Origin of the sequence: Massilia rhizosphaerae (genome assembly GCF_016093545.1) — a bacterium.
GTDB lineage: Bacteria > Pseudomonadota > Gammaproteobacteria > Burkholderiales > Burkholderiaceae_D > Telluria > Telluria rhizosphaerae.
In genome coordinates this window covers 440189-462503 of the sequence record NZ_JADKYX010000002.1, presented here as the reverse complement: position 1 = coordinate 462503, position 22315 = coordinate 440189, and the positions used below count along the sequence as shown (strand labels likewise).

The following is a 22315-nucleotide window of genomic DNA, read 5'->3' as shown; positions in this document are numbered from 1 at the left end:
TGCCGCCGCCGGTCCCGTGTCGTCCCGCGCGGGCAAAAAAAAGCCCGCGGCTGTGGCGGGCTTGAATCCAATTCTTTCTGAGGAGAGTTGGAGGAGACAGGTGCCATTATGCTGCGCTACAGCATATCAGTCCAATTTTTGTTTCGCATAGTTGTTATGCGAAATTTCAATATCTCGTCCAATCCATGTGGCCGGTCGCTCAGCTCGACGCGACGCAGGTCACGACCAGGTTGCTGACGCCATTGGTCGCCGCTTCCGCCGCGTCGTCCATCGTGCCGCCGCCCGTGCCGTTGGCGCCGCCGGTGACGGTGCAGGTCTGGCCGGTCGGCTGGGTCAGGACGGTCACGCCGTAGGTCGAGCCGTAGGCGACCGGGTTCATCGAGACGGTGACGTCGGCGCCGGTCGGTTTTTGATTGGCGTCCAGGGCCGGGTTGACGGGAACCGTGGCCGTCGTGCTGCCGTTGGCAAGGACGAGGCCGGTCCCCGTCAGGCCCTTCACGGTGCCGCCGAGGGGGATGGTATTGATGAGGCAGACGTAGCGAATGTCGATCCTGGCCAACTGGCCGGCCGTGCCGTACAGCAGGGAGTAGTTGCCAGGCCCGCAGGCCTGGTGCTTCGGCAGCGCGCCGCCCGAGGCGACGTGGTTGACGACGGTCGCGCCTTTCGGGACCACTTCATACGTCTGGCCGTATTCGATCGGGTTCGGGAACACGGCCGTGACGTCCTGGCCGTCCGTGGCCGGCGGGTTGATGGCCACGTCCTGGCCGTTCGTGCTCAGGATCAGGCCCGGATATTTCACGCCGGAGACGGTGACGTTGATCGGGAACGTGGCCTTGCCGCCGCCGCAGGAGGCCAGCGTTGCCATGATCGCGACGGCGAGGGCCGGGCGCGCGAGGGAAAACTTCATAGGGGTCTCTCCAGGATTAAGAGCAGGTGACGGTGACGGTCGTGCCCGCTTCGGCCGAGCCCATGATGCCCGAGCCGTTGCCGCTGCTGCCGCCGCTGACGGTGCAGGTCTGGCCGGCGGGCTGGGTCAGGACGGTGACGCCGTAGGCGCCGTCTTCGTACACCTTGGCCATGTCCACCTTGGTGGTGCCCGCCGGGACGTCGTGGCGGTCGGCGCCGTTCACCACGACGAGGCCGCTGCCGGTCAAGTTCTGGACGCTGACGGTCAGGGGGTGGGTCTTGATCGTGCAGGTCACGGTGATCTGGGCGATCGTGTAATAGTTGGCGCGCGCCTTGCCGTTGATGGGATGGCACTCTTCGGCGTTGGAAGGAATGCTCTTGACCTGGATGTCGAACATGTCATCGGTCGAAATGCGCTGGCCGAATTGGAACGAGGTATAGGGGTACGGGACGGCCGTGTCGTCGCCGCCATTATTTGTCAGCACCAGACCGTCCTTGGTGACATTGTTAACCGTGCCGGTCAGGTACAAGTCGCCGCTCCCGCCGCCGCAGGCGGACAGGCCCAGCGCGCATGCCAGCGCTACAACGCCGGCACGCAGGATCGAGCTCTTCATAAAATCTCCACAGTGGAATGGTGGCGCGCGGGCACGGCGCCGGTACGGCTGAATGGAAAAATACCCATCATTTTAGTGCATTTGCCAACCATCGGCCCCATTTGCCTTTGTATCACGGTGTAACCACGAGCCCGCATCCAGCACAGCATTGCTTTTCGGCGCCGCCCTCGTTATGCTTGGACCGCTCCTTTCCACTGTCCAAGCTTCGTTTCCGGAGCCGCATCCCAGCATGAACACCCGCCGCGCCTGGCCCAAGGCCATCCTGTTCGACCTCGACGACACGCTGTGGCCCATCGCCCCCGTGATCCTGCAGGCCGAAGAGTCGCTGTTCGCGTGGCTGCGCGAGCATGCGCCGCGCGTGGCCGAGCGCTTCACTATCGACTCCCTGCGCCAGGCGCGCCTGGAACTGCTGGCGCGCAAGCCCGAATTCCACCTCGACCTCGGCAAGCTGCGCCATGCCGGCCTGCTGGCCGCGTTCCAGGAAGCGGGAGAAGACGCCGCCAAGGTCGAGCATGCGATGGCGCAGTTCTTCGCCGCGCGCAATGCCGTGATCCCGTACGACGACGTGCTGCCGGGCTTGTTGAAACTGAAGAACCGCGTGCTGATCGGCTCGATCTCGAACGGCAACGCCGACCTGCGGACGATCGGCCTGTCGCACCATTTCAAGGTGTCGGTGGCGGCGTCCCGGCTGGGCGTGGCCAAGCCGGATGCGGCGATCTTCCTGGCCGCCTGCAAGGAACTGGGCGTGGCGCCCGAGGATGCCGTGTACGTGGGCGACGACGTGCTGCTCGACGTGCGGGGCGCCCAGCGCGCCGGCCTGCGCGCCGTGTGGATGAACCGGACGGGCTCGACCAAGCACCTGGAGCACGAGGTGGTGCCGGACGCGATCGTGCGCGACTTCGACGAACTGCTGGACTGGCTCAAGCGCGAGCACGACGATGTACAGCCATGACGCACAAGTGCCGACCGAACGTGCATAATGAGGCCATGCAACTCGATAACCGTGCACAAACCCTGCTGAAGGCCCTCGTCGAGCGCTACATCGCCGACGGGCAGCCGGTCGGTTCGCGCGCGCTGTCGAAGATTTCCGGTCTCGACCTGTCGCCGGCCACGATCCGCAACATCATGGCCGACCTCGAGGAGATGGGCTACGTCGCCAGTCCGCACACGTCGGCCGGCCGCATTCCCACGCCGCGCGGCTACCGCCTGTTCGTCGATACCTTGCTCACCGTGCAACAAATCGACGAGAACGCCGTCGAAGCCGGCATGCGCCTGCCCGCGCACCAGCCGCAGAAGGTGATCGCCAACGCGGCCCAGATGCTGTCGTCGCTGTCGCAGTTCGCCGGCGTCGTGCAGAGCCCGCGGCGCGAATCGGCGTTCCAGCAGATCGAATTCCTGCGCCTGTCGGAAAAGCGCATCCTGCTCGTCATCGTCGACCCGCGCGGCGACGTGCAGAACCGCCTGCTGCTGACCGACGTCGATTATTCGCCGACGCAGCTGACGCAATCGGCCAATTACCTGAACCAGCACTTCGCCGGCCTGTCGTTCGACCAGGTGCGCGGCCGCCTGACGGGCGAGCTGCGCCAGCTGCGTGACGACATGGGGCGCCTGATGCAGGCCGCCGTGGAAGCGGGCAGCGAGGCGCTGGCCGAGACGGACGACATGGTGATCGCGGGCGAGCGCAACCTGCTGTCCGTGTCCGACCTGTCCTCCAACATGAGCTCGCTGCGCCAGCTGTTCGAGATGTTCGAGCAGAAGACCGGGCTCATGCAATTGCTCGACGTGTCGAGCCGCGCCGGCGGCGTCCAGATCTTCATCGGCGGCGAGTCGAAGCTCGTGCCGATGGACGAGATGAGCGTCGTCACGGCGCCGTACGAGGTGAACGGCAAGATCGTCGGCACCCTCGGCGTCATCGGGCCCACGCGCATGGCCTATGAACGCGTGATCCCGATCGTCGACATCACGGCCAAGCTGCTGTCGAACGCGCTCAGCAACTCCTGACGCTGGACGCCCGCCGCCGGCCCAGCGCCAGCAGCGGCAAGCCCGCCAGCAGCAACGCGTACTGCGCCGGTTCCGGCACCACCGACACGGTGAACGTCATCGTCGACGTCACGTCGGACGTCGTATTCTGGACGGACGTCGACGAGCCGCGCGCGAATGCGATTGCCTGCAGGTCGGCCGTCAGGTCCACCGTGTTCGTGCCGGGGCGCACATCGAACGTCTGGGACACGAGGCGATGGTGCATGGACGCCGGATTGCCGTTCGACGAGTAGTTTTCCGCCGTGTCCGCGAACGGCGACTTGGGCTCGACATACGCGTCCTCGGCGTTCTTGTCGAAGAAGCTCTCGAACCCAGGCGGCAGCCGCGTCTCCATGCCGCCCGACCTGATGCCGCCGATGGTCGTGGCGGATTGCGCGCCAGTGCCCGTCGATGAGCCGTGGAACACGGCGTCCAGGTAACCCGTGACGGTGACGATCGTGGTGACGTCGGCCGGCCCCGCGAGGGGGAGGTTCAGCGACAATTGCGCCGGCCTGCCGTTGGCGGGCCCGTATGCGGTCGCGTCGCCCTGGCCCGGCGAGCGCGTGACGCTGGCCGTTTCGGTATGCGTGAACGTGTAGGTCCGCGCGCGGACGTGGTCAGGCAGGTAGTCGGATGCCGTGAACGTGAAGCCGCTGGCGCTCGGCGCGCCCCAGTAGAAATCGTCGGCGGCGAGCGCCTGCGACGTCCAGCCGGCGAGCACGGCGCCGGCCAGGCAGGCCGCGCGGCGCGCAAGACGGGGTGGAGCGACCGGTTTCGATGACGCATTCATGATGCTCTCCTCGGTTGACGGGCCGCGACATGCGGCGCCTGCCGGTTGGACCGCGGCAGGTGCTCATGAGTGGCGTTAGCTCGTCACTTACTGACGCAGCTCAATCGTGCGATCGATGCTTGCCGTCGAGGAGCGAGAAAGATCAATGCCGATGCGGGCAGTCGGTCTTCTGGCAGTGGCCGTAGATGGCCAGGGCGTGTTCGGCGATCTTGAAGCCGCGCTCGCTGGCGATCTTCTGCTGGCGGCTTTCGATCTCGTCGTCGTAGAACTCTTCCACGTGGCCGCAGTCGAGGCAGACGAGATGGTCGTGGTGCGAGCCGGCGTTCAGCTCGTAGATTGCCTTGCCGGTTTCAAAGTGATTGCGGTTCAACAGGCCTGCCTGTTCGAACTGGGTCAGCACGCGGTAGACGGTCGCCAAACCCACGTCCATGTTTTCGTTCAGCAAGGTCTTGTAGACGTCTTCCGCCGTCAGGTGCCGCACCGCGCTGTTCTGGAAAATCTCCAGGATTTTCAGCCGAGGCAAGGTCGCTTTCAGGCCGCTGGCTTTCAGGTCGGTTGGATTGTTGCTCATGTTTTGTTACTCGGATATGGGCGGAGTGCTTTATGATATAGCGTTTTGATAGCTCCCGCCTCATCGATTTTTAAGGTCAGATATGCGCACTCAAGCCGTTTTCCATCGTTCCCACGCGCGGGCAGCGCTCGTGGCCGGCCTCGCCTGCATGACGCTGGCGCTGTCCGGCTGCGCCGCCTGGCGCAACCAGACCCAGCCGGCGGCACCGGTGAGCACCGCCCCCTCCGCGGTCGCCGCCGATGTGAACAAGTCCGCGGCAATCGCGAATTCGGGCGCGCAAACGACAACCGTCACCAAGCTGCAGAAATTCCTCTGGATCTTCTCGCCCTACCGTCCGGACATCCAGCAGGGCAATTTCGTGTCGCAGGAAATGCTGAACCAGCTGAAAGTCGGCCAGACCCGCGAGCAAGTCAGGTTCATCCTCGGCACCCCGCTGCTGCAGGACGCCTTCCACAAGGACCGCTGGGATTATCCGTTCTACCTCGCGCGCGGCAACGGCGAGCTGACGACCAGCCGCGTCACCGTCTATTTCAAGGACGACAAGGTCGACCACTTTGACGGCGGCAACCTGCCGACGGAACGCGAATACATCAACCGTTTGATCGGCATTTCGAAATACGAAGAAAAATCCGAGCAGGAATCGCTGGACGAGCTCAAGCGCAAGCGCGACGAAGCCGCGAAAGGCGGAGGAGGACAATAAGATGACGCAACTGAAGATCGCCGTCGCCGGCGCCAGCGGCCGCATGGGCCGCATGCTGATCGAAGCCATTACCGCCGCGCCGGACGCCCGCCTGGCCGGCGCCCTCGATCGCGAAGGGAACCCGTTCATCAATGCCGACGCCGGCGCGTTTTCCGGCCAGTTGACCGGCGTCGTGATCCAGTCCGACCTGGACAAGGGCCTGGCGGACGCCGACTACCTGATCGACTTCACGCGCCCGGAAGGCACGCTGCGCCACCTGGAATACTGCGCCGCGCACGGCATCAAGATGATCATCGGCACCACCGGTTTCGATGACGCCGGCAAGGCCGCCATCCGCGCCGCCGCCGAGAAGACCGCGATCGTGTTCGCCCCGAACATGAGCATCGGCGTGAACGTCACGCTGAAGCTGCTGGAAATGGCGGCCAAGAATTTCTCCGAGGGCTATGACATCGAGATCGTCGAAGCCCACCACCGGCACAAGGTCGACGCCCCGTCCGGCACGGCGCTGAAGATGGGCGAAGTCATCGCCGACGCCCTCGGCCGCGACCTCGAGGAATGCGCCGTCTACGGCCGCGAAGGCGTGACGGGCGAACGCGACCCGTCGACGATCGGCTTCGCCACCGTGCGCGGCGGCGACATCGTCGGCGACCACACGGTGCTGTTCGCCGGCATCGGCGAGCGCATCGAGATCAGCCACAAATCGAGCAGCCGCGTCAGCTATGCCCAGGGCTCGCTGCGCGCCGCGCGTTTCCTGGCCGACAAGCCGACCGGGCTGTACGACATGCAGGACGTGCTGGGCCTCAAGGGCTGAGCACGCGCCCGCCGAACTGGACGGCCAGGCCGGCGAACTGCTGGCATACTGGCCGTGACGCGCATTTTTAGGAGACCCCCCATGGCCACCGTCGAGCTCAACGGCGCCGCGATCACCGACGCGGAAAGTTTTCACGTCGAGAGCCAGCGCGCGTTCGGCTTTCCCGACTCGTATCCGCACACGATGGATTCCTGGGTCGATTGCCTGAGCTACCTGCGCGACGAGGACGGCATGAGCAGCGTCCGCCTCAAGAAGGACGAAGTGCTGCACATCGTCGTGACGCACTCCGACGCCCTGCGCGAACGGGCGCCGGACGTGCTGGAAGAGATGGCCTTCTGCATCATCGGCATCAACGAGCGCTACGAGGACTACGGCGAGAAGCCGGCGCTCGAACTCGAACTTCGCTGATTTGCATGCATATGGTGGGCGCGGGGCGCCCACCCTACGATTTGTTCGCGGCCGTAGGGTGGGCACCCCGTGCCCACCATGCCACCGTCGAACCCGTATGGTGGGCGCGGCCGGCGTAGGCACCCCGTGCCCACCATGCCGAACGACCGGTATAATGTTCTGCTCACCTCTTTCAGTCCGCAGAACATCATGCAAGAAAAATATAGTCCAGCCGAAGTCGAACAGGCCGCGCAGGCCTACTGGAAATCGATCGACGCCTATAAAGCCGTCGAGAACGACCCGCGCTTTCCGAAAGGCAAGTATTACGCCTGCTCGATGCTCCCGTACCCGTCGGGCAAGCTGCACATGGGTCACGTGCGCAACTATACGATCAATGACGTGATGTACCGCTACCTGCGGATGAACGGCTACAACGTGCTGATGCCGATGGGCTGGGACGCCTTCGGCATGCCGGCCGAGAACGCGGCGATGGCCAACAACGTGCCGCCGGCGCAGTGGACGTATTCGAACATCGCCCACATGCGCGGCCAGATGGAGTCGATGGGTCTCGCCATCGACTGGTCGCGCGAGATGACCGCCTGCAAGCCGGACTACTACAAGTGGAACCAGTGGATGTTCCTCAAGATGCTCGAAAAGGGCATCATCTACCAGAAGACCGGCACCGTGAACTGGGACCCCGTCGACCAGACCGTGCTCGCGAACGAGCAGGTCATCGACGGCAAAGGCTGGCGCTCGGGCGCGACCGTGGAAAAGCGCGAGATCCCCATGTACTACGTGCGCATCACGGACTACGCCGACGAACTGCTGGACCACGTCGAAAACAAGCTGCCGGGGTGGCCGGAGCGCGTGCGCATCATGCAGGCCAACTGGATCGGCAAGTCGACCGGCGTGCGCTTCGCGTTCCCGCACGTGATCATGGACGAGCAGGGTGAGCTCATCAACGAGGGCAAGCTGTACGTCTTCACGACGCGCGCCGACACGATCATGGGCGTGACGTTCTGCGCCGTCGCGCCGGAACACGCGCTGGCCCAGCACGCGGCCAAGGACAACCCGGAACTGCAGGCGTTCATCGCCGAGTGCAAGCAGGGTTCCGTCATCGAAGCCGACATGGCGACGATGGAAAAGAAGGGCATGCCGACCGGCCTGTTCGTCACGCATCCGATCTCCGGCGAGCAGGTGCCGGTCTGGGTCGGCAACTACGTCCTGATCACGTACGGCGACGGCGCCGTGATGGGCGTGCCGGCCCACGACGAGCGCGATTTCGCGTTCGCGCAAAAATACGACCTGCCGATCAAGCAGGTCATCGCGGCCCCCGGCGAGACGTTCTCGCTGGACGGCTGGCAGGAGTGGTACGGCGATAAAGAGAAGGGCGTCGTCGTCGAATCGGGCAAGTACGACGGCCTGGATTACACGGCGGCCGTGAACGCCGTCGCGGGCGACCTCGCGAACCTGGGCCTGGGCGACAAGAAGGTCACGTTCCGCCTGCGCGACTGGGGCATCTCGCGCCAGCGCTACTGGGGCACGCCGATCCCGATGATCCACTGCGAGCAATGCGGCACGGTGCCGGTCCCCGAGAAGGACCTGCCGGTCGTGCTGCCGGAAGACTGCGTCCCGGACGGTTCCGGCAACCCGCTGAAGAAACACGAGGCGTTCCTGAAGGTCGACTGCCCGTGCTGCGGCGCGCCGGCGCGCCGCGAGACGGACACGATGGATACGTTCATCGACTCGTCCTGGTACTACATGCGCTACACGTCGCCGGGTTCCAACGATGCGATGGTCGACCCGGCCCGCAACGATTACTGGATGCCGATGGACCAGTACATCGGCGGCATCGAGCACGCCGTGCTGCACCTGCTGTACGCGCGTTTCTGGACGAAGGTCATGCGCGACTTCGGCCTCGTCAAATTCGACGAGCCCTTCGTCAACCTGCTCACGCAGGGCATGGTCCTCAACGAGACCTATTATCGCGAAGACGCATCGGGCAAGAAGACGTGGTACAACCCGGCGGACGTCAGCCTGACGTTCGACGAGCGCGGCCGCCCGCAATCGGCGGTGCTGAAGGAAGACGGCCAGCCGGTCGTCATCGGCGGCACCGAGAAGATGTCGAAGTCGAAGAACAACGGCATCGACCCGCAGGCGCAGATCGAGCAGTACGGGGCGGATACCGCCCGCCTGTTCACGATGTTCGCCGCGCCGCCGGAGCAGACGCTCGAGTGGTCGGAGTCGGGCGTGGAAGGCGCGAGCCGCTTCCTGCGCCGCGTGTGGGCCTTCGGTTACGCCCAGCGCGAGCGCGTGGCCGCCGCGCTGGCCGGCCAGCAGCAAGGCACGCTGGACGAGGACCAGAAGCTGCTGCGCCGCGAAGTGCACAAGGTGCTGCAGCAGGCCGATTACGACTTCAAGCGCATCCAGTACAACACGGTCGTTTCGGCCTGCATGAAGATGCTGAATACCCTGGAGTCCGCGAAGCTGTCCGAGGGGGCCGCGAGCGACGCCGTGATCGCGGAAGGCCTGTCGATCTTCCTGCGCATGCTGAACCCGGTCGCGCCGCACATCACGCACGCGCTGTGGCAGGAACTGGGCTATGCCGGCAAGTACGGCGACATCCTGAACGTGGCCTGGCCGGAAGTGGATCCGGCCGCGCTGGAGCAGGCCGAGATCGAGCTGATGATCCAGGTGAACGGCAAGCTGCGCGGCGCCGTGAAAGTGCCGAAGGAGGCCGACAAGGCCGCCATCGAGGCCGCCGCGCTGGCGTCGGAAGCGGCGCAGAAGTTTGTCGAAGGTACGCCGAAGAAGGTCATCGTCGTTCCCGGCAAGTTGATCAACATCGTGGTGTAAGCGATGCGCGCCCTCACCCGGAAGTTGGCGGTGCGCGCGGCCGCGGCCCTGCTGGTGGCATCCGCCATCGCGGGCTGCGGCTTCCAGCTGCGCGGCTCGAACGGCAGCTACACGATGCCGTTCCACAGCATCTATCTGGGCTTCCCGGATACGTCGGCGCTGGGCACGGAGCTCAAGCGCAATCTGCGCGCGACGGGCCAGGTGGTCATCGCCGACCGGGCGCCGGACGCCGAGGCGCAGTTCGTGCTGCTGGGCGAGACGCGCAACAAGGCTATCCTGTCGCTGAACAGCCTGGGCCGCGTGCGCGAATACCTGCTGACGTACACGATGTCGTTCACCGTGCGCGATGCCAAGGGCGCGGAAATGGTGCCGCCGACCGAGATCTCGCTGCGCCGGAACATGGCGTTCGACGAGACCCAGGTGCTGGCCAAGGAATCGGAAGAAGCGCTGCTGTACCGCGACATGCAGGCGGACCTCGTGCAGCAGATCATCCGCCGCCTGGCCGCGATGAAGCCGGCCACTTGACGACATAGAGAAGGAACACCATGCAGCTGCGGCCGGAGGCGCTCGACGGGCACCTCGCCAAGGGGCTCGCGCCCCTGTACGTGATCACCAGCGACGAGCACCTGCTCGCGCTGGAAGCGGCGGACAAGATCCGCCGCGCGGCGCGCGCGCAAGGGTATTCCGAGCGCGACGTGCTCACGGTCGAGCGCAGTTTCAAATGGGGCGAGCTCCTGGCCGCCAACCAGGCCATGTCGCTGTTCGGCGACAAGAAGCTGATCGAGTTGCGCATCCCCGGCGGCAAGCCAGGCAAGGACGGCAGCGCGGCCTTGCAGAACTACGCGAAGGACCTGAACCCCGACAACCTTACGTTGATCACCTTGCCGAAGCTGGACTGGCAGACGGCCAAGGCGTCGTGGGTGGCGGCGCTGCAGCAGGCCGCGGTCTATGTCGAGATCCCGAACGTGGAACGCGCGCAGCTGCCGGGCTGGATCGGCATGCGCCTCTCCGCGCAGAACCAGAGCGCGGACCGCCAGAGCCTGGACTTCATCGCCGACCGCGTCGAAGGCAATCTGCTGGCGGCGCACCAGGAAATCCAGAAGCTCGCCTTGCTCTACGAGCCGGGCAAGCTGACGTACGACCAGGTGGTCGATGCGGTGCTGAACGTGGCGCGCTACGACGTCTTCAAGCTGTCGGAAGCGATGCTGGCCGGCGACCCGGCGCGCCTCGTGCGCATGCTGGAAGGCCTGAAAGGCGAGGGCGAGGCGTTGCCGCTGGTGTTGTGGGCCGTCTCCGAAGAAATCCGCACGCTGCTAAAATTGAAGGCAGGGATGGCGCAGGGACGCCCGCTCGGCGCGCTGCTGAAGGAATACCGCATCTGGGGCCCGCGCGAGCGCATGATGGAACCGGCGCTGCGGCGGATCTCGCTGCCGGCGCTGGAAGCGGCGCTGCGGCAGGCGGCGCAGGTCGACAAGATGGTCAAGGGCCTGCGCGCGAAGCAGTTCGCGGGGGATGCGTGGGATGCGATGCTGCAGCTGGCGTTGAAGGTCGCATCGTGATTGGTTGAAACGAACGAACACAAACGGACAACGACGATGGACATCACCGAGTACATGAACACAATCGGCCGCCAGGCGCGCGCGGCCTCGCGCGCGATGGCGCGCGCGGACAGCGCCACCCGCAACCAGGCCTTGCTCCTGATCGCCGCCGCCATCGAGCGCGACGCCGACCTGCTCCGCGCCGCCAACGCGCGCGACATGGAAGCGGCGGCGGCCGCCGGCCTGGAACCGGCGCTGCTGGACCGGTTGGCCCTGTCCGACAAGGCCATCGCCACGATGGTCGACGGCCTGCGCCAGATCGTCGCGCTGCCCGACCCGATCGGCGAAATCACCGACCTGAAATTCCGTCCGACGGGCATCCAGGTGGGCCGCATGCGCGTGCCGCTGGGCGTGATCGGCATCATCTACGAAGCGCGCCCGAACGTGACGGTCGACGCGGCCGGCCTGTGCATCAAGAGCGGCAATGCCGCCATCCTGCGCGGCGGTTCGGAAGCCATCCACTGCAACCGCGCGCTGGCCGCGCTCGTGGCCGAGGGCCTGCGCGGCGCCGGCCTGCCGGAACACGGCGTGCAGGTCGTCGAGACGACGGACCGCGCCGCCGTCGGCGCCCTCATCACGATGCCGGAATTCGTCGACGTGATCGTCCCGCGCGGCGGCAAGGGCCTGATCGCGCGGCTGATGAAGGAAGCCACCGTCCCGATGATCAAGCACCTGGACGGCATCTGCCACGTCTACATCGACGCCAAGGCCGACGTCGCGAAGGCGCTCCCCATCGCCATGAACGCCAAGACGCACCGCTACGGCACGTGCAACACGATGGAGACCCTGCTCGTCGCCCGCGCCATCGCGCCCACCGTGCTGCCGCAACTGGCGGAACTGTACGCGACGAAGAAAGTGGAACTGCGCGCCGACCCGGAGGCACTGGCGATCCTGCAGGGCTATCCGCACCTGGTGCCGGCGACGGAAGAGGACTGGAGCACGGAATACCTGGCGCCGATCCTCGCCGTGAAGATCGTCGGCGGCATCGACGAGGCGATCGAGCATATCAACACGTATTCGTCGAAGCACACGGACGCCATCGTCACCGAGGATTACACGGACGCGATGCGCTTCCTGCGCGAAGTCGATTCGGCCTCGGTGATGATCAACGCGTCGACGCGCTTCGCCGACGGCTTCGAATACGGCCTGGGCGCCGAGATCGGCATCTCGAACGACAAGCTGCACGCGCGCGGACCGGTCGGGCTGGAAGGCCTCACGTCGCTGAAATACGTCGTGTTCGGCCACGGCGAAATTCGTAAATAATCGGAATCTAAATAATCGGGGTCAGAGCGCGAATTTCTCGGGTGCGCTCTGACCCCGACTGATCTTCGGGTGTGCTCTGACCCCGACTGATCAAATTGGGGCCAAAATTCGGGGTCAGAGCACATTTTCGGCAAATTCGGGGTCAGAGCCCTTTTGGGGGCAATTGTTTGCGAGTCCTTTCAGAGCGCCGGACCGCACCGCCGACGCATCGGCAAAGAGGGAAGGCGCTTGTCTCTGCCTGCGGGTGATGTTCGCGCGACATTGCGCGAAAAGGTGCTCTGACCCCGAATTTATGCTCTGACCCCGAATTTCGGAAATAAAGGAATGGCATGTACCTCTGGATCAAAGCGCTGCACATTGTCTTCGTCGCCTCGTGGTTCGCAGGCCTGTTCTACCTGCCGCGCATCTATGTGAACCTGGCCCAGGAACGCAATCCGGCCGTGATCGAGCGCCTGATCGGGATGGCGCGCCGGCTGTACCGCTTCACGACGATGCTGGCGGTGCCGGCCCTGTTGCTGGGCCTGTGGCTGTGGCTGGGCTTCGGCATCCGGGGCGGCTGGCTGCATGCGAAATTGGCGCTCGTGATCCTCGTGATCGGCTACCATCATGCGTGCGGATCGCTGCTGAAAAAGTTCGAACTCGGCGTCAATACGCGTAGCCATAAATGGTTCCGCGTGTTCAACGAGGTGCCGGTGTTGCTGCTGCTGGCGATCGTGATCCTGGTGGTCGTGAAGCCGTTCTGATAGTACGAGCAACATACAATGATTCATCGGCGGCCGGGCCTGATCCCGGCCGCTTCTTTTTAGTCAGTCGGGGTCAGAGCCCACCCATGAAATTCGGGCTCCGACCCCGAGTGTTTTGAAATTCGGGCTCTGACCCTGAATGTTTTAGCTACGGATAAAGGGTTCCCCATGACTTCCTACTTTTGCCCCTGCCCGCGCGGCATGGAACAGGCGCTGGCCGACGAGCTGGCCGAGATCGCACAGACCACCGGCAGCACGTCGCTGAAGGTGCACAACCAGGTGCCGGGCGGTGTGCACTGCTCGGGGACGGATGCCGACGCGTATCGCATCAACCTCCATTCGCGCATCGCATCGCGCGTGCTGCTGCGCGTCGCCAACCGCACGTACGCCAACGAGAACGACATCTACGACCTCGTGCTCGAGCAGCCGTGGGAAGACTGGTTCGGCGTCGACCACACGATCCGCGTCGACATCACCGCCATCAAGTCGCCGCTGACGAGCCTCGAGTTCACCACGTTGAAGATCAAGGACGCCGTGTGCGACCGCTTCCGCGACCAGTTCGGCCGCCGCCCGTCCGTCAACACGCGCACGCCGGACATGCGCATCATGGGCTTCCTCGACCAGCGCAACTTCACGATCTATCTGGACACGTCCGGCGAAGCGCTGTTCAAGCGCGGCTGGCGCGAAGAGACGGGCGATGCGCCGCTGCGCGAGAACCTGGCCGCCGGCCTGCTGCGCGTGGCGGGATGGAAGCCGGGCGTGCCGCTGTTCGATCCGATGTGCGGCTCGGGCACGATCCTGATCGAGGCCGCGCAGATGGTGCAGGGCATTCCGCCCGGCGCCCGCCGCCGCTTCGCGTTCGAGAAATTCAAGAATTTCAATGCCAAGGCCTGGCAAGAGATGAAGACGGCGATCAAGCCGAACCCGCTGCCGGCCGAACCGACGATCTTCGGCTCCGACATCTCCGGCGACATGGTCGCGATGACGCGCCACAACCTGCGCTCGGCCGGCATCCTGTTCGAGGTGCCGCTGAAGCAGATCGAGGCGCAGCAGGTGCAGCCGCCCGTGCCCACGCCCGGCATCCTGTTGACCAACCCCCCGTACGGCGAGCGGATCGGCGTGCGCGGCGATTCGACCATGCCGCAGGACGAGATGGCCGCCGGCTTCTACCAGCAGCTCTCCGCCACGCTGAAGCAGCGCTTCGCCGGCTGGACGGTGTACCTGTTCACGGCCGACCTGGGCCTGCCCAAGCTGCTGCGCCTGAAGGAATCGCGCAAGACGCCGTTCTTCAACGGCGCCCTCGAATGCCGCCTGTTCCGCTTCGACATGGTCGCCGGCTTCAATCGGCGCGACTCCGCAAAACCGAAAGACGACTGATCGATGCTGCCCGAACCCGAACCGGACAACCTGCCGAAAGACCCCGTCATCCCGGTCCCGCTGCCGACGCCGCACAAGATCACGATGCTGTCGGCCGGCGGCCTCGCATCGCTGCTGGCCGCGCTGTCGATGCTGGGGCCGTTTTCGGTCGACGCCTACCTGCCCGCGTTCCCCGCGATCCAGAGGTCGCTGCAAGCGTCCGGCCTGGAGGTCCAGCAGACGCTGACGGCGTACATGCTGGCCTTCGCGGCGATGTCGTTGTGGCATGGGGCGCTGTCGGACGCGTTCGGGCGGCGCAACGTGGTTCTCGTCGGGTTGATCGTGTTCGCGGTCGGCACGCTCGGCTGCGCATCCGCGCATTCCGTGCACTATCTGTGGATCTTCCGGATCATGCAGGGCATCTCGGCCGGCGCCGGCGTCGTCGTCGGACGGGCGATCATCCGCGACCTGTATTCGGACGCGGCGGCCGCGCGCCTGCTGTCGATGGTGACGATGATCTTCTCCATCGCGCCGGCCATCGCGCCCGTGCTGGGAGGATGGATCGTGGCCGCGTTCGACTGGCGTTCGATCTTCCTCGGCCTGCTCGCGTTTTCGGTCGTGCTGTGGTGGGTGTGCTGGCAGCACCTGCCGGAGACGATGCCCGTGGAGCGCCGCCAGCCGTTCAATCCGCGCTTCCTGGCGCGCAGCTACTGGGACATCTTCAGCTCCGTGCTGTTCCAGATGAAGTCGGGCATCGTCGCCTTCAATTTCGGCGGCATGTTCCTGTTCATCGCCGGCGCGCCGGTGCTGCTGCCCGTGCACCTGCATCTGGGGCCGTCGCAATTCGCCTGGCTGTTCGTGCCGGCCGTGAGCGGCATCTTCCTCGGTGCGCTCGCCGCCAACCGGCTGGCGGGGAAGATGACGTTCTCGCGCCAGATCGGCATCGGCTACGCGTTCATGCTGGCCGCCGTCACCGGCACCGTCGCGTACCACGCCGTGCTGCCGCCGGCGCTGCCGTGGACCGTGCTGCCGATGTTCTTCTATAACTTCGGCAGTTCCATCATCAACCCGAGCGCCACCTTGCTGGCCCTCGACCTGTTCCCGCACATCCGCGGCACCGTCGCGTCGTGCCAGTCGTTCGTCACGACGCTGATGGGTGCGCTGGTGGCCGGCATCATCGCGCCGGCGCTGACGCATTCCGTGTTCGCGATGGCCCTCGGCCAGGCCGTGTTCGCGCTGGCGTCGCTGGCGTGCTGGATGACGTCACGCCAGTACCGCCGCTACAAGGCGCTGGCCTGAAGGCCGCGGCGGCGATCGCGCGGGGCACGCAAGAGTATTTGACGCTGAGAAATCTCATGGCCTCATGGCAACGGCCTTTCCATGCGCAAATACTCACGAATACTCACGATGGCAATATAATTCCCGTCCAGTCCGGCTTCTTAGCAGATATGATGTCGGACAATTACTAATCGACGTTGAGTTTGCGCTTTGTCAATACGATCAAGTCGAACCGTGACTCTAAAATGCGTCAAATTTCACGGAAAATGTTGTTCCCGGTCAGAAATGTATATATGCTAAGATAAGTTTTTCATGCTTGGAATAATGATGTAAAAAATATTTTATTCCAGGGACCGCAAAAACGAACACTGTGGCAGCCCCCAGCGGGGAAGGCGGCCATCACCCAGAAACCAAGTTGGCGGCCGTGCTTGAATCCATACATCAACCAGAACAGGACATCCGCAACCGACTGCTGATTGCGCGTTTGCCGGCCATGCCGCAGATCCTCATCAAGCTGCTTGCGCACCTGCAGGCGGACGATCTGGGCATGCCGGAGCTGGCCGCGCTGGTTGCCAAGGATGCCGGCATGACCGGCAAGATCCTCACCGTCGCCAACAGCTCGGCCTACCACCGCAACAGCCGCCAGCCGAATCTCGAGCAGGCCATGGTGGCGCTGGGCACGGACATGATCAAGACGCTGGTCATCAGCGATTCCGTGTTCCAGACCTTCAACAGCTTCCCGAATTCGGGTGCCACGGACCTGCGCGCGTTCTGGAAGAATTCGCTGACGGCCGCCGTGCTGGCGCGCGAAGTGGCGCGCCGCATGGAATACGCGCAGCCGGAAGAAGCCTATCTCGCCGGCCTGCTGCACAACGTCGGCCGCCTCGCGCTGCTGGCGACGGCGCCCAAGGAATACGGATTCAACTTCACGGCGCGCGACGACGAGGACCTGTGCGCCGTCGAGCAGCGCACCCTGCAGATCACGCATGCCGAAGCGGGCGCCTGGCTGATCGAGCGCTGGCAGCTCGACTCCTTCCTCGCGGATTCCGTGCTGTACCACCATGAGCCGAGCGCGCGCCTGGAAGCGGCGCATCCCCTGATCCGCATCGTGCGCGTGGCCCACGTGCTGTCCAGCCATGCCGACGACGACACGCTCGTGGACGAGGCGCGCGCCCTGTGCGGCCTCGATCCGGACGCGCCCGAGGCGCTGTTGACCATGGCCGCGCGCCAGGTCGAGAAGGCCGCCGTCCACCTCGGCATCGACCTCGCGGGCGCCGACGACCTGCCGGCCCTGCCGGCGTTCGCGCCGCCGCCGCCCGTCGATCCCGTGCAGCAGCGCCTGTCCGAAGAGGTCCGCAACCTCGTGCTCGTGTCCGAAGTGGGCCAGACGTTCGCGCGCCAGCAAGGCGAACCCGGGCTGCTGGAAGCGATGACGCGCTCGGCGCGCATCCTGTTCGATTTCGAGAACGCCGTCGTGCTGCTGGAGAATCCGACGGGGCAGGCCCTCGTCGGCGCGCCGACCGCGAACCAGCAACGCATCGCCGAGTTCACGATTCCGCTGGCGAAGGGCGGCGCCGTCGCGCAGGCCGCGCTGGACCGGCGCATGGGCTTCGTCCGCCGCGACGGCCGCCCGCTCGGGCTGGCCGAGGAACAGCTGCTGCGCATGCTGGGCACGGAGTCGCTCGTGTGCCTGCCGCTCGTCGCGGGCGCGCGCTGCCTCGGCGTGCTGGTCGGCGGCGTCGCCGGCTGGCAGCTGCCGGCTTGCCAGAAGCGCGAGCGCTTCCTGCACGCGTTCGGCGCGCAGGCCGCGGGCGCGTTGGAGACGGCGATGTCGGAGCGGGGTCACGCGCGCCGCCAGCTCGCCCACGTGGCCGAGGAATACCGCGAGGCGTCGCGCCGGGTCGTGCACGAGGTGAACAACCCGCTGGCCATCATCAAGAATTACTTGTCGGTCCTGGACAGCAAGCTGGAACGCCAGGAACCGGTCAGCACCGAGCTGTCGATCCTGAACGAGGAAATCGACCGCGTCGGCCAGCTGGTGGGCAGCCTGACGGAGATCCAGCCGGGCGTCGCTATGTCCAAGGTGGACGGCGCCCCGGCGGCGGACGTGGCCAGGGTGGTGGACGACGTGCTGCGCCTGTTCCGCACGACGAATTTCATTCCGGCGAACGTGGAGATCGTCGTCAGCATGCTTGACGCCGACAGCCGCATCGAGGGCGATCCGGACATCCTGAAGCAGATCCTCGTGAACCTCGTCAAGAACGCGATCGAGGCGCTGGCGGCCGGCGGCGGCCGCATCGAGATCGCCAACCGCGGCCACGTCAACCGCGAGCGCAGGCTGTACCTGGAACTGGTCGTCTCCGACACCGGCCCGGGCCTGTCGCGCGAGGTGCTGGCCAATCTGTTCTCGGCCGTGAAGAGCACCAAGGAAGGGCCGCATCACGGCCTGGGCCTGTCGATCGTGCACAGCCTGGTGAAGAAGCTGAACGGGCATATCGCCTGCCGCAGCGGCACGACCGGCACCAGTTTTGAAATCCTGCTGCCGGCGCATGCCGGCGCCGGCGCACAGGCCCCGCAGCCGGTGCGCGCGCTTGGATCCGTATAAGGTAACAATGAATCCATTCTCCGCCAGCGCACCGTCGTCCAGCCCCCACGACACGCAAACCTCGCTCGGCAACGACCAGCCCAGGCTCCTGCTCGTCGACGACGAACCCCGTCTGCTCGCGTCGCTGCACGATCTGCTGCAGGGCCGCGGCTACCAGCTCGTCACGGCGGCCACCGGCGCGGAAGCCCTCGCCCACCTGTCGCGCCTGCGCTTCGACCTCGTGCTGCTCGACCTGCGCCTGCCCGACATCGGCGGCCACGAGATCATGGACTTCATCAACGCGAAGGGCATCGAATCGGATGTCATCGTGATGAGCGGCGAGGTCGGCATCGACGCGGCCATCGGCGCGCTGAAACGCGGCGCCTACGACTACCTGCGCAAGCCGTACAGCCGCGAGGAGCTGCTCACGACGGTGGCGAACGCCCTGAAGCAGCGCCGCCTGGAAGAAGCCAACGCGCGCATCGCCAACCAGCTGGAAAACTCGGAGAAGATGTACCGCTACCTGGTGGATTCGTCGCCGGACATCATCTACACGCTGAACCACGAAGGCCGCTTCACGTTCATCAACGACCGCGCCTACCAGCTGCTCGGCTACAAGCGCGAAGAACTCATCGGCCAGCATTACTCGGTCCTCGTGCACGAGGAAGACCTGGAGCGCGCGCGCTACGTGTTCAACGAGCGCCGCGTCGACGAACGCGCCTCGCGCAACGTCGAGCTGCGCCTGAAATGCCACGCGGGCGCCAGCCAGGAACGCACGTTCAACAACACCCTGATGACGATCTCGCTGAACGCCATCGGCATGCACGTGCCCGACCAGGAGGTCAAGAAGCTCGAGTTCTACGGCACCTACGGCGTGGCGCGCGACATCACGGACCGCAAGCGCGCCGAAGAAGTCATCTCGTACCAGGCCTACCACGACATCCTGACCGACCTGCCGAACCGCATCCTGTTCAAGGACCGCCTCGGCCTCGCCGTCATCCAGGCCAAGCGAAAGCAGACGGAACTCGCCGTCATGTTCATCGACCTGGACCGCTTCAAGCTCGTCAACGACACGCTCGGCCACGTGAAGGGCGACGAACTGCTGCAGCAGGCCGCCGGCCGCCTGAAGGAATGCTTGAGGAAAGGCGACACGCTGGCGCGCCAGGGCGGCGACGAATTCACGATCGTGCTGCCCGAGCTGCGCGACCGCGACGACGCGCGCATGGTAGCCGACAAATTCCTCGAAGTGCTGCAGGAGCCGTTCGACCTGGACGGCCACGCCGTGCACATCTCGGCGTCGATCGGCATCGCGATCTACCCGAGCCACGGCGAATCGATCGACGAGCTGCTGCGCCACGCCGACATCGCCATGTACCAGATCAAGGGACAGGGCAAGAACGGCCACGCGTTCTACGACCCGACGATGCAGGACGTGTCGCACCAGAAGATCGCGCTGGAACAGAGCCTGCGCCGCGCGCTCGAGAACAACGAGCTGGAGATGTACTACCAGCCGCAGATCGACGCCATCAGCGGCCGCATCGTCGGCGCCGAGGCGCTGATGCGCTGGAACCACCCGGCCCGCGGCGTCGTGTCGCCCGGCGAATTCCTCCCGTTCGCGGAAGAGAACGGCCTGATGCTGCCGATCTCCGACTGGATGATCGGCGCCCTGTGCCGCGACATGCTGCAGTGGAAGAACATCGGCGGCAACCAGGTGCGGCTGTCGCTGAACCTGTCGCCGCAATACCTCGACCGCGGCGATTTCTACGAAAAGATGCGCAACGCGCTGCTGCGCTACGGGATCGCGCCGAGCCAGATCGAAGTCGAAATCACCGAGAACATCTGCATCCGCAATCCGCAGCACGCGATCGAGCAGCTGAACAAGCTGGGGCAGCTGGGGGTCTCGGTCGCGATCGACGACTTCGGCACCGGCTATTCGTCGCTGGCCTATCTGCACCGCTTCCCGGTCCACACGATCAAGATCGACCAGTCGTTCGTCAAGGAGATCCACGACGAGCACGGGCACTATCCGGTCGTCCTGGCCATCATCTCGATCGCGCGCGGCCTGGGCCTGAACCTGATCGCGGAAGGCGTGGAGACCGAGTCGCAGGCGCGCTACCTGCGCTCGAACGGCTGCTTGACGATGCAGGGCTATCTGTACCACCGTCCGATGCCGCTGCCGCGCTTCATCGACGTGCTGCGCACGCAGGGGCTGCCGGCGGGCGCGTCGAACGTGCTCGCCTTCCAGGCCTGATGCGCCATGCCCGGCCAGGCTTCCCCGAGCGAGCTTGAGTCCCGCCACACGGCGGAGTTTTTGCGCGTAAAAGCGCTGGCCGAGCGCGGCGTCGCCACGGCCCAGCACAGCCTCGGTTTCATGTACGTGAACGGCCAGGGCGTGCCGCGCAACGACGAATTGGCGGTGGCGTGGTATCGCATGGCCGCCAGCAGCGGCCTCGAACAGGCGCAGTACAACCTCGGCGTGATGTACCAGAAGGGCCAGGGCGTGGCGCAGGACCCGGGCCAGGCCTTGTATTGGTATCGGCAGGCCGCGGAGCAGGGCTATGTGCAGGCCCAGTACAACCTGGGGTGGCTGTACGCGAAGGGACAGGGCACCCCGGCCGACGTGCACGAGGCGCTGCACTGGTTCGGCAAGGCCGCCGCCCAGGGCGACCCGGGCGCGCAGCACAATCTCGGCATGATGTACGAAGGCGGCAAGGGCGTCGTCCAGGACATCGCGCTGGCCGTCGACTGGTATCGCCGTGCGGCCGAACAGAATTACGCGCGCTCGCAGTTCAATCTCGCGCTGCGTTACGACAGTGGCCAGGGCGTCGAACGCGACGTGCAGCAGGCCATCCACTGGTTCCGCAAGGCCGCCGAGCAGGGCTATGCGCCGGCCCAGTTCAACCTCGGCCTCCGCTACGACAAGGGCCAGGACCTGCCGCGGGACAGCGAGAAGGCGATCCTGTGGTACGGCCGCGCGGGCGAGCAGGGCCACGCCAGCTCGCAATTCAATCTCGCGCTGATCTACGATGCCGGCGACAAAGTCGCGCCCGATCCACAACTGGCGCTCGCGTGGTTCCGGCGCGCGGCCGAGCAGGGCCACGCGGGCGCGCAGGACAACCTCGGCCTTCGGTATGAACATGGCCAGGGTGTCGAGCGGGACGTCGCGCAGGCCGCGCACTGGTACGCCCTGGCGGCGGACCAGGGCTTCGCGAGCGCGCAGTACCACCTCGGCCAGCTGTACGACGCCGGTCACGGCGTGCCGCAGGATCCCGCGCTGGCGCTGGACTGGTATCGCAAGGCCGCGGAACAGGGGCATCTGCGCGCCCAGTTCGACCTCGCGCTGCGCTACGAGAGCGGCAACGGCGTGACGCAGGACGAGCGCGAAGCCGCGTACTGGTATCGCAAGGCCGCCGACCAGGATTACGCGCCGGCGCAGTACGCGCTGGGCATGCTGCTCGACCGCGACGACACGGGCATGGTCGATCCGCGCCAGGCCACGCTGTGGTATCGCAAGGCGGCCGAGCAGGGCCACGCGCTCGCGCAGTTCGCGCTGGGCCTGCGCCACGACAGCGGCCACGGCGCCGAGCGCGATTACGAGGCCGCCCATTTCTGGTACCTGTGCGCCGCGCGCCAGGGCCACGCGCGCGCCCAGTTCAACCTCGGCGTGATGTACGCGGCGGGGCAGGGCGTGCCGACCGACCTGGTGGAAGCCTACGCATGGCTGCACCGCGCCGGCGCGGCCGGCGTGCCACCTGCCGCCAACTACATCCACCGCGTGGCGGCGCGCATGGAACCGGCGCTGCTGGCGCAGGCCAACGGCTACATCGGCGTGGCGTAAA

General features: G+C 65.7%; 19 protein-coding genes. 15 read left to right on the top strand and 4 right to left on the bottom strand.

What is annotated here, in order from left to right; all coding sequences use genetic code 11:
* Positions 1 to 199 precede the first annotated feature (199 nt).
* On the bottom strand, positions 200 to 907 hold the full coding sequence (locus ISF28_RS05150) for a hypothetical protein (RefSeq protein ID WP_198116065.1): 708 nt from the start codon (positions 905 to 907) through the stop codon (positions 200 to 202).
* A 16-nt stretch (positions 908 to 923) separates the two neighbouring features.
* On the bottom strand, positions 924 to 1520 hold the full coding sequence (locus ISF28_RS05145) for a hypothetical protein (protein WP_198116064.1): 597 nt from the start codon (positions 1518 to 1520) through the stop codon (positions 924 to 926).
* 229 nt (positions 1521 to 1749) lie between these two features.
* Here ISF28_RS05145 and ISF28_RS05140 point away from each other — a divergent pair, with 229 nt between their 5' ends.
* Positions 1750 to 2472, top strand: coding sequence for an HAD family hydrolase (locus ISF28_RS05140; RefSeq protein WP_198116063.1), 723 nt, complete (start codon positions 1750 to 1752; stop codon positions 2470 to 2472).
* Between the two features lie 35 nt (positions 2473 to 2507).
* Positions 2508 to 3521, top strand: a complete 1014-nt coding sequence (hrcA, locus tag ISF28_RS05135) for a heat-inducible transcriptional repressor HrcA (protein WP_198116062.1) — start codon at positions 2508 to 2510, stop codon at positions 3519 to 3521.
* Here the strand turns inward: hrcA and ISF28_RS05130 are convergent.
* Positions 3508 to 4329 (bottom strand): PEP-CTERM sorting domain-containing protein, encoded by an 822-nt coding sequence (locus tag ISF28_RS05130; RefSeq protein WP_198116061.1) that lies wholly within the window; start codon positions 4327 to 4329, stop codon positions 3508 to 3510. The genes hrcA and ISF28_RS05130 overlap by 14 nt on opposite strands.
* Positions 4330 to 4471: 142 nt before the next feature.
* Positions 4472 to 4900, bottom strand: coding sequence for a ferric iron uptake transcriptional regulator (fur, locus tag ISF28_RS05125; RefSeq protein WP_036234473.1), 429 nt, complete (start codon positions 4898 to 4900; stop codon positions 4472 to 4474).
* An 82-nt stretch (positions 4901 to 4982) separates the two neighbouring features.
* On the opposite strand from fur, the gene ISF28_RS05120 reads away from it, so the two are divergent.
* The 13 genes from ISF28_RS05120 to ISF28_RS05060 all read left to right on the top strand — a co-directional run bounded on the left by ISF28_RS05120 (position 4983) and on the right by ISF28_RS05060 (position 22314).
* Positions 4983 to 5600, top strand: a complete 618-nt coding sequence (locus ISF28_RS05120) for an outer membrane protein assembly factor BamE (protein WP_229518877.1) — start codon at positions 4983 to 4985, stop codon at positions 5598 to 5600.
* Between the two features lies 1 nt (position 5601).
* Entirely contained in the window at positions 5602 to 6411 is an 810-nt protein-coding gene (gene dapB / locus ISF28_RS05115) for a 4-hydroxy-tetrahydrodipicolinate reductase (protein ID WP_198116060.1), read from the top strand.
* A gap of 81 nt (positions 6412 to 6492) precedes the next feature.
* The gene (locus tag ISF28_RS05110) at positions 6493 to 6819 is read left to right on the top strand and encodes a barstar family protein (RefSeq protein ID WP_198116059.1); all 327 of its coding nucleotides are present in this window, start codon (positions 6493 to 6495) and stop codon (positions 6817 to 6819) included.
* A gap of 189 nt (positions 6820 to 7008) precedes the next feature.
* Positions 7009 to 9654: a leucine--tRNA ligase gene (gene leuS / locus ISF28_RS05105; RefSeq protein ID WP_198116058.1), complete on the top strand. Its 2646-nt coding sequence runs from the start codon at positions 7009 to 7011 to the stop codon at positions 9652 to 9654.
* 3 nt (positions 9655 to 9657) lie between these two features.
* The gene (locus ISF28_RS05100; protein ID WP_198116057.1) at positions 9658 to 10179 is read left to right on the top strand and encodes an LPS-assembly lipoprotein LptE; all 522 of its coding nucleotides are present in this window, start codon (positions 9658 to 9660) and stop codon (positions 10177 to 10179) included.
* Positions 10180 to 10199: 20 nt separating this feature from the next.
* Complete coding sequence (gene holA, locus ISF28_RS05095; protein ID WP_198116056.1) at positions 10200 to 11213, top strand: DNA polymerase III subunit delta; 1014 nt, start codon at positions 10200 to 10202, stop codon at positions 11211 to 11213.
* Between the two features lie 36 nt (positions 11214 to 11249).
* Positions 11250 to 12515, top strand: coding sequence for a glutamate-5-semialdehyde dehydrogenase (locus tag ISF28_RS05090; RefSeq protein WP_198116055.1), 1266 nt, complete (start codon positions 11250 to 11252; stop codon positions 12513 to 12515).
* A 329-nt stretch (positions 12516 to 12844) separates the two neighbouring features.
* Positions 12845 to 13258, top strand: coding sequence for a CopD family protein (locus tag ISF28_RS05085; RefSeq protein WP_198116054.1), 414 nt, complete (start codon positions 12845 to 12847; stop codon positions 13256 to 13258).
* A gap of 168 nt (positions 13259 to 13426) precedes the next feature.
* Positions 13427 to 14635 (top strand): THUMP domain-containing class I SAM-dependent RNA methyltransferase, encoded by a 1209-nt coding sequence (locus ISF28_RS05080; RefSeq protein ID WP_441295202.1) that lies wholly within the window; start codon positions 13427 to 13429, stop codon positions 14633 to 14635.
* Positions 14636 to 14638: 3 nt separating this feature from the next.
* A complete protein-coding gene (locus ISF28_RS05075; protein WP_198116053.1) occupies positions 14639 to 15913 on the top strand; it encodes a multidrug effflux MFS transporter in 1275 nt (424 codons plus the stop codon).
* 472 nt (positions 15914 to 16385) lie between these two features.
* On the top strand, positions 16386 to 18497 hold the full coding sequence (locus ISF28_RS05070; protein WP_198116052.1) for an HDOD domain-containing protein: 2112 nt from the start codon (positions 16386 to 16388) through the stop codon (positions 18495 to 18497).
* 7 nt (positions 18498 to 18504) lie between these two features.
* On the top strand, positions 18505 to 20727 hold the full coding sequence (locus tag ISF28_RS05065) for a putative bifunctional diguanylate cyclase/phosphodiesterase (protein WP_198116051.1): 2223 nt from the start codon (positions 18505 to 18507) through the stop codon (positions 20725 to 20727).
* Between the two features lie 60 nt (positions 20728 to 20787).
* Complete coding sequence (locus tag ISF28_RS05060) at positions 20788 to 22314, top strand: SEL1-like repeat protein (protein ID WP_370663391.1); 1527 nt, start codon at positions 20788 to 20790, stop codon at positions 22312 to 22314.
* Position 22315: the final 1 nt, after the last annotated feature.

Bases quoted from the DNA above. Each gene is read 5' to 3' on its own strand.
- ISF28_RS05090 (WP_198116055.1), top strand. From the start codon at position 11,250: ATGGACATCACCGAGTACATGAACACAATCGGCCGCCAGGCGCGCGCG.
- ISF28_RS05075 (WP_198116053.1), top strand. From the start codon at position 14,639: ATGCTGCCCGAACCCGAACCGGACAACCTGCCGAAAGACCCCGTCATC.
- holA (WP_198116056.1), top strand. From the start codon at position 10,200: ATGCAGCTGCGGCCGGAGGCGCTCGACGGGCACCTCGCCAAGGGGCTC.
- fur (WP_036234473.1), bottom strand. From the start codon at position 4,900: ATGAGCAACAATCCAACCGACCTGAAAGCCAGCGGCCTGAAAGCGACC.
- ISF28_RS05150 (WP_198116065.1), bottom strand. From the start codon at position 907: ATGAAGTTTTCCCTCGCGCGCCCGGCCCTCGCCGTCGCGATCATGGCA.
- leuS (WP_198116058.1), top strand. From the start codon at position 7,009: ATGCAAGAAAAATATAGTCCAGCCGAAGTCGAACAGGCCGCGCAGGCC.
- ISF28_RS05100 (WP_198116057.1), top strand. From the start codon at position 9,658: ATGCGCGCCCTCACCCGGAAGTTGGCGGTGCGCGCGGCCGCGGCCCTG.
- hrcA (WP_198116062.1), top strand. From the start codon at position 2,508: ATGCAACTCGATAACCGTGCACAAACCCTGCTGAAGGCCCTCGTCGAG.
- ISF28_RS05120 (WP_229518877.1), top strand. From the start codon at position 4,983: ATGCGCACTCAAGCCGTTTTCCATCGTTCCCACGCGCGGGCAGCGCTC.
- ISF28_RS05080 (WP_441295202.1), top strand. From the start codon at position 13,427: ATGACTTCCTACTTTTGCCCCTGCCCGCGCGGCATGGAACAGGCGCTG.
- ISF28_RS05085 (WP_198116054.1), top strand. From the start codon at position 12,845: ATGTACCTCTGGATCAAAGCGCTGCACATTGTCTTCGTCGCCTCGTGG.
- ISF28_RS05140 (WP_198116063.1), top strand. From the start codon at position 1,750: ATGAACACCCGCCGCGCCTGGCCCAAGGCCATCCTGTTCGACCTCGAC.
- ISF28_RS05130 (WP_198116061.1), bottom strand. From the start codon at position 4,329: ATGAATGCGTCATCGAAACCGGTCGCTCCACCCCGTCTTGCGCGCCGC.
- ISF28_RS05065 (WP_198116051.1), top strand. From the start codon at position 18,505: ATGAATCCATTCTCCGCCAGCGCACCGTCGTCCAGCCCCCACGACACG.
- ISF28_RS05070 (WP_198116052.1), top strand. From the start codon at position 16,386: ATGCCGCAGATCCTCATCAAGCTGCTTGCGCACCTGCAGGCGGACGAT.
- dapB (WP_198116060.1), top strand. From the start codon at position 5,602: ATGACGCAACTGAAGATCGCCGTCGCCGGCGCCAGCGGCCGCATGGGC.
- ISF28_RS05145 (WP_198116064.1), bottom strand. From the start codon at position 1,520: ATGAAGAGCTCGATCCTGCGTGCCGGCGTTGTAGCGCTGGCATGCGCG.
- ISF28_RS05110 (WP_198116059.1), top strand. From the start codon at position 6,493: ATGGCCACCGTCGAGCTCAACGGCGCCGCGATCACCGACGCGGAAAGT.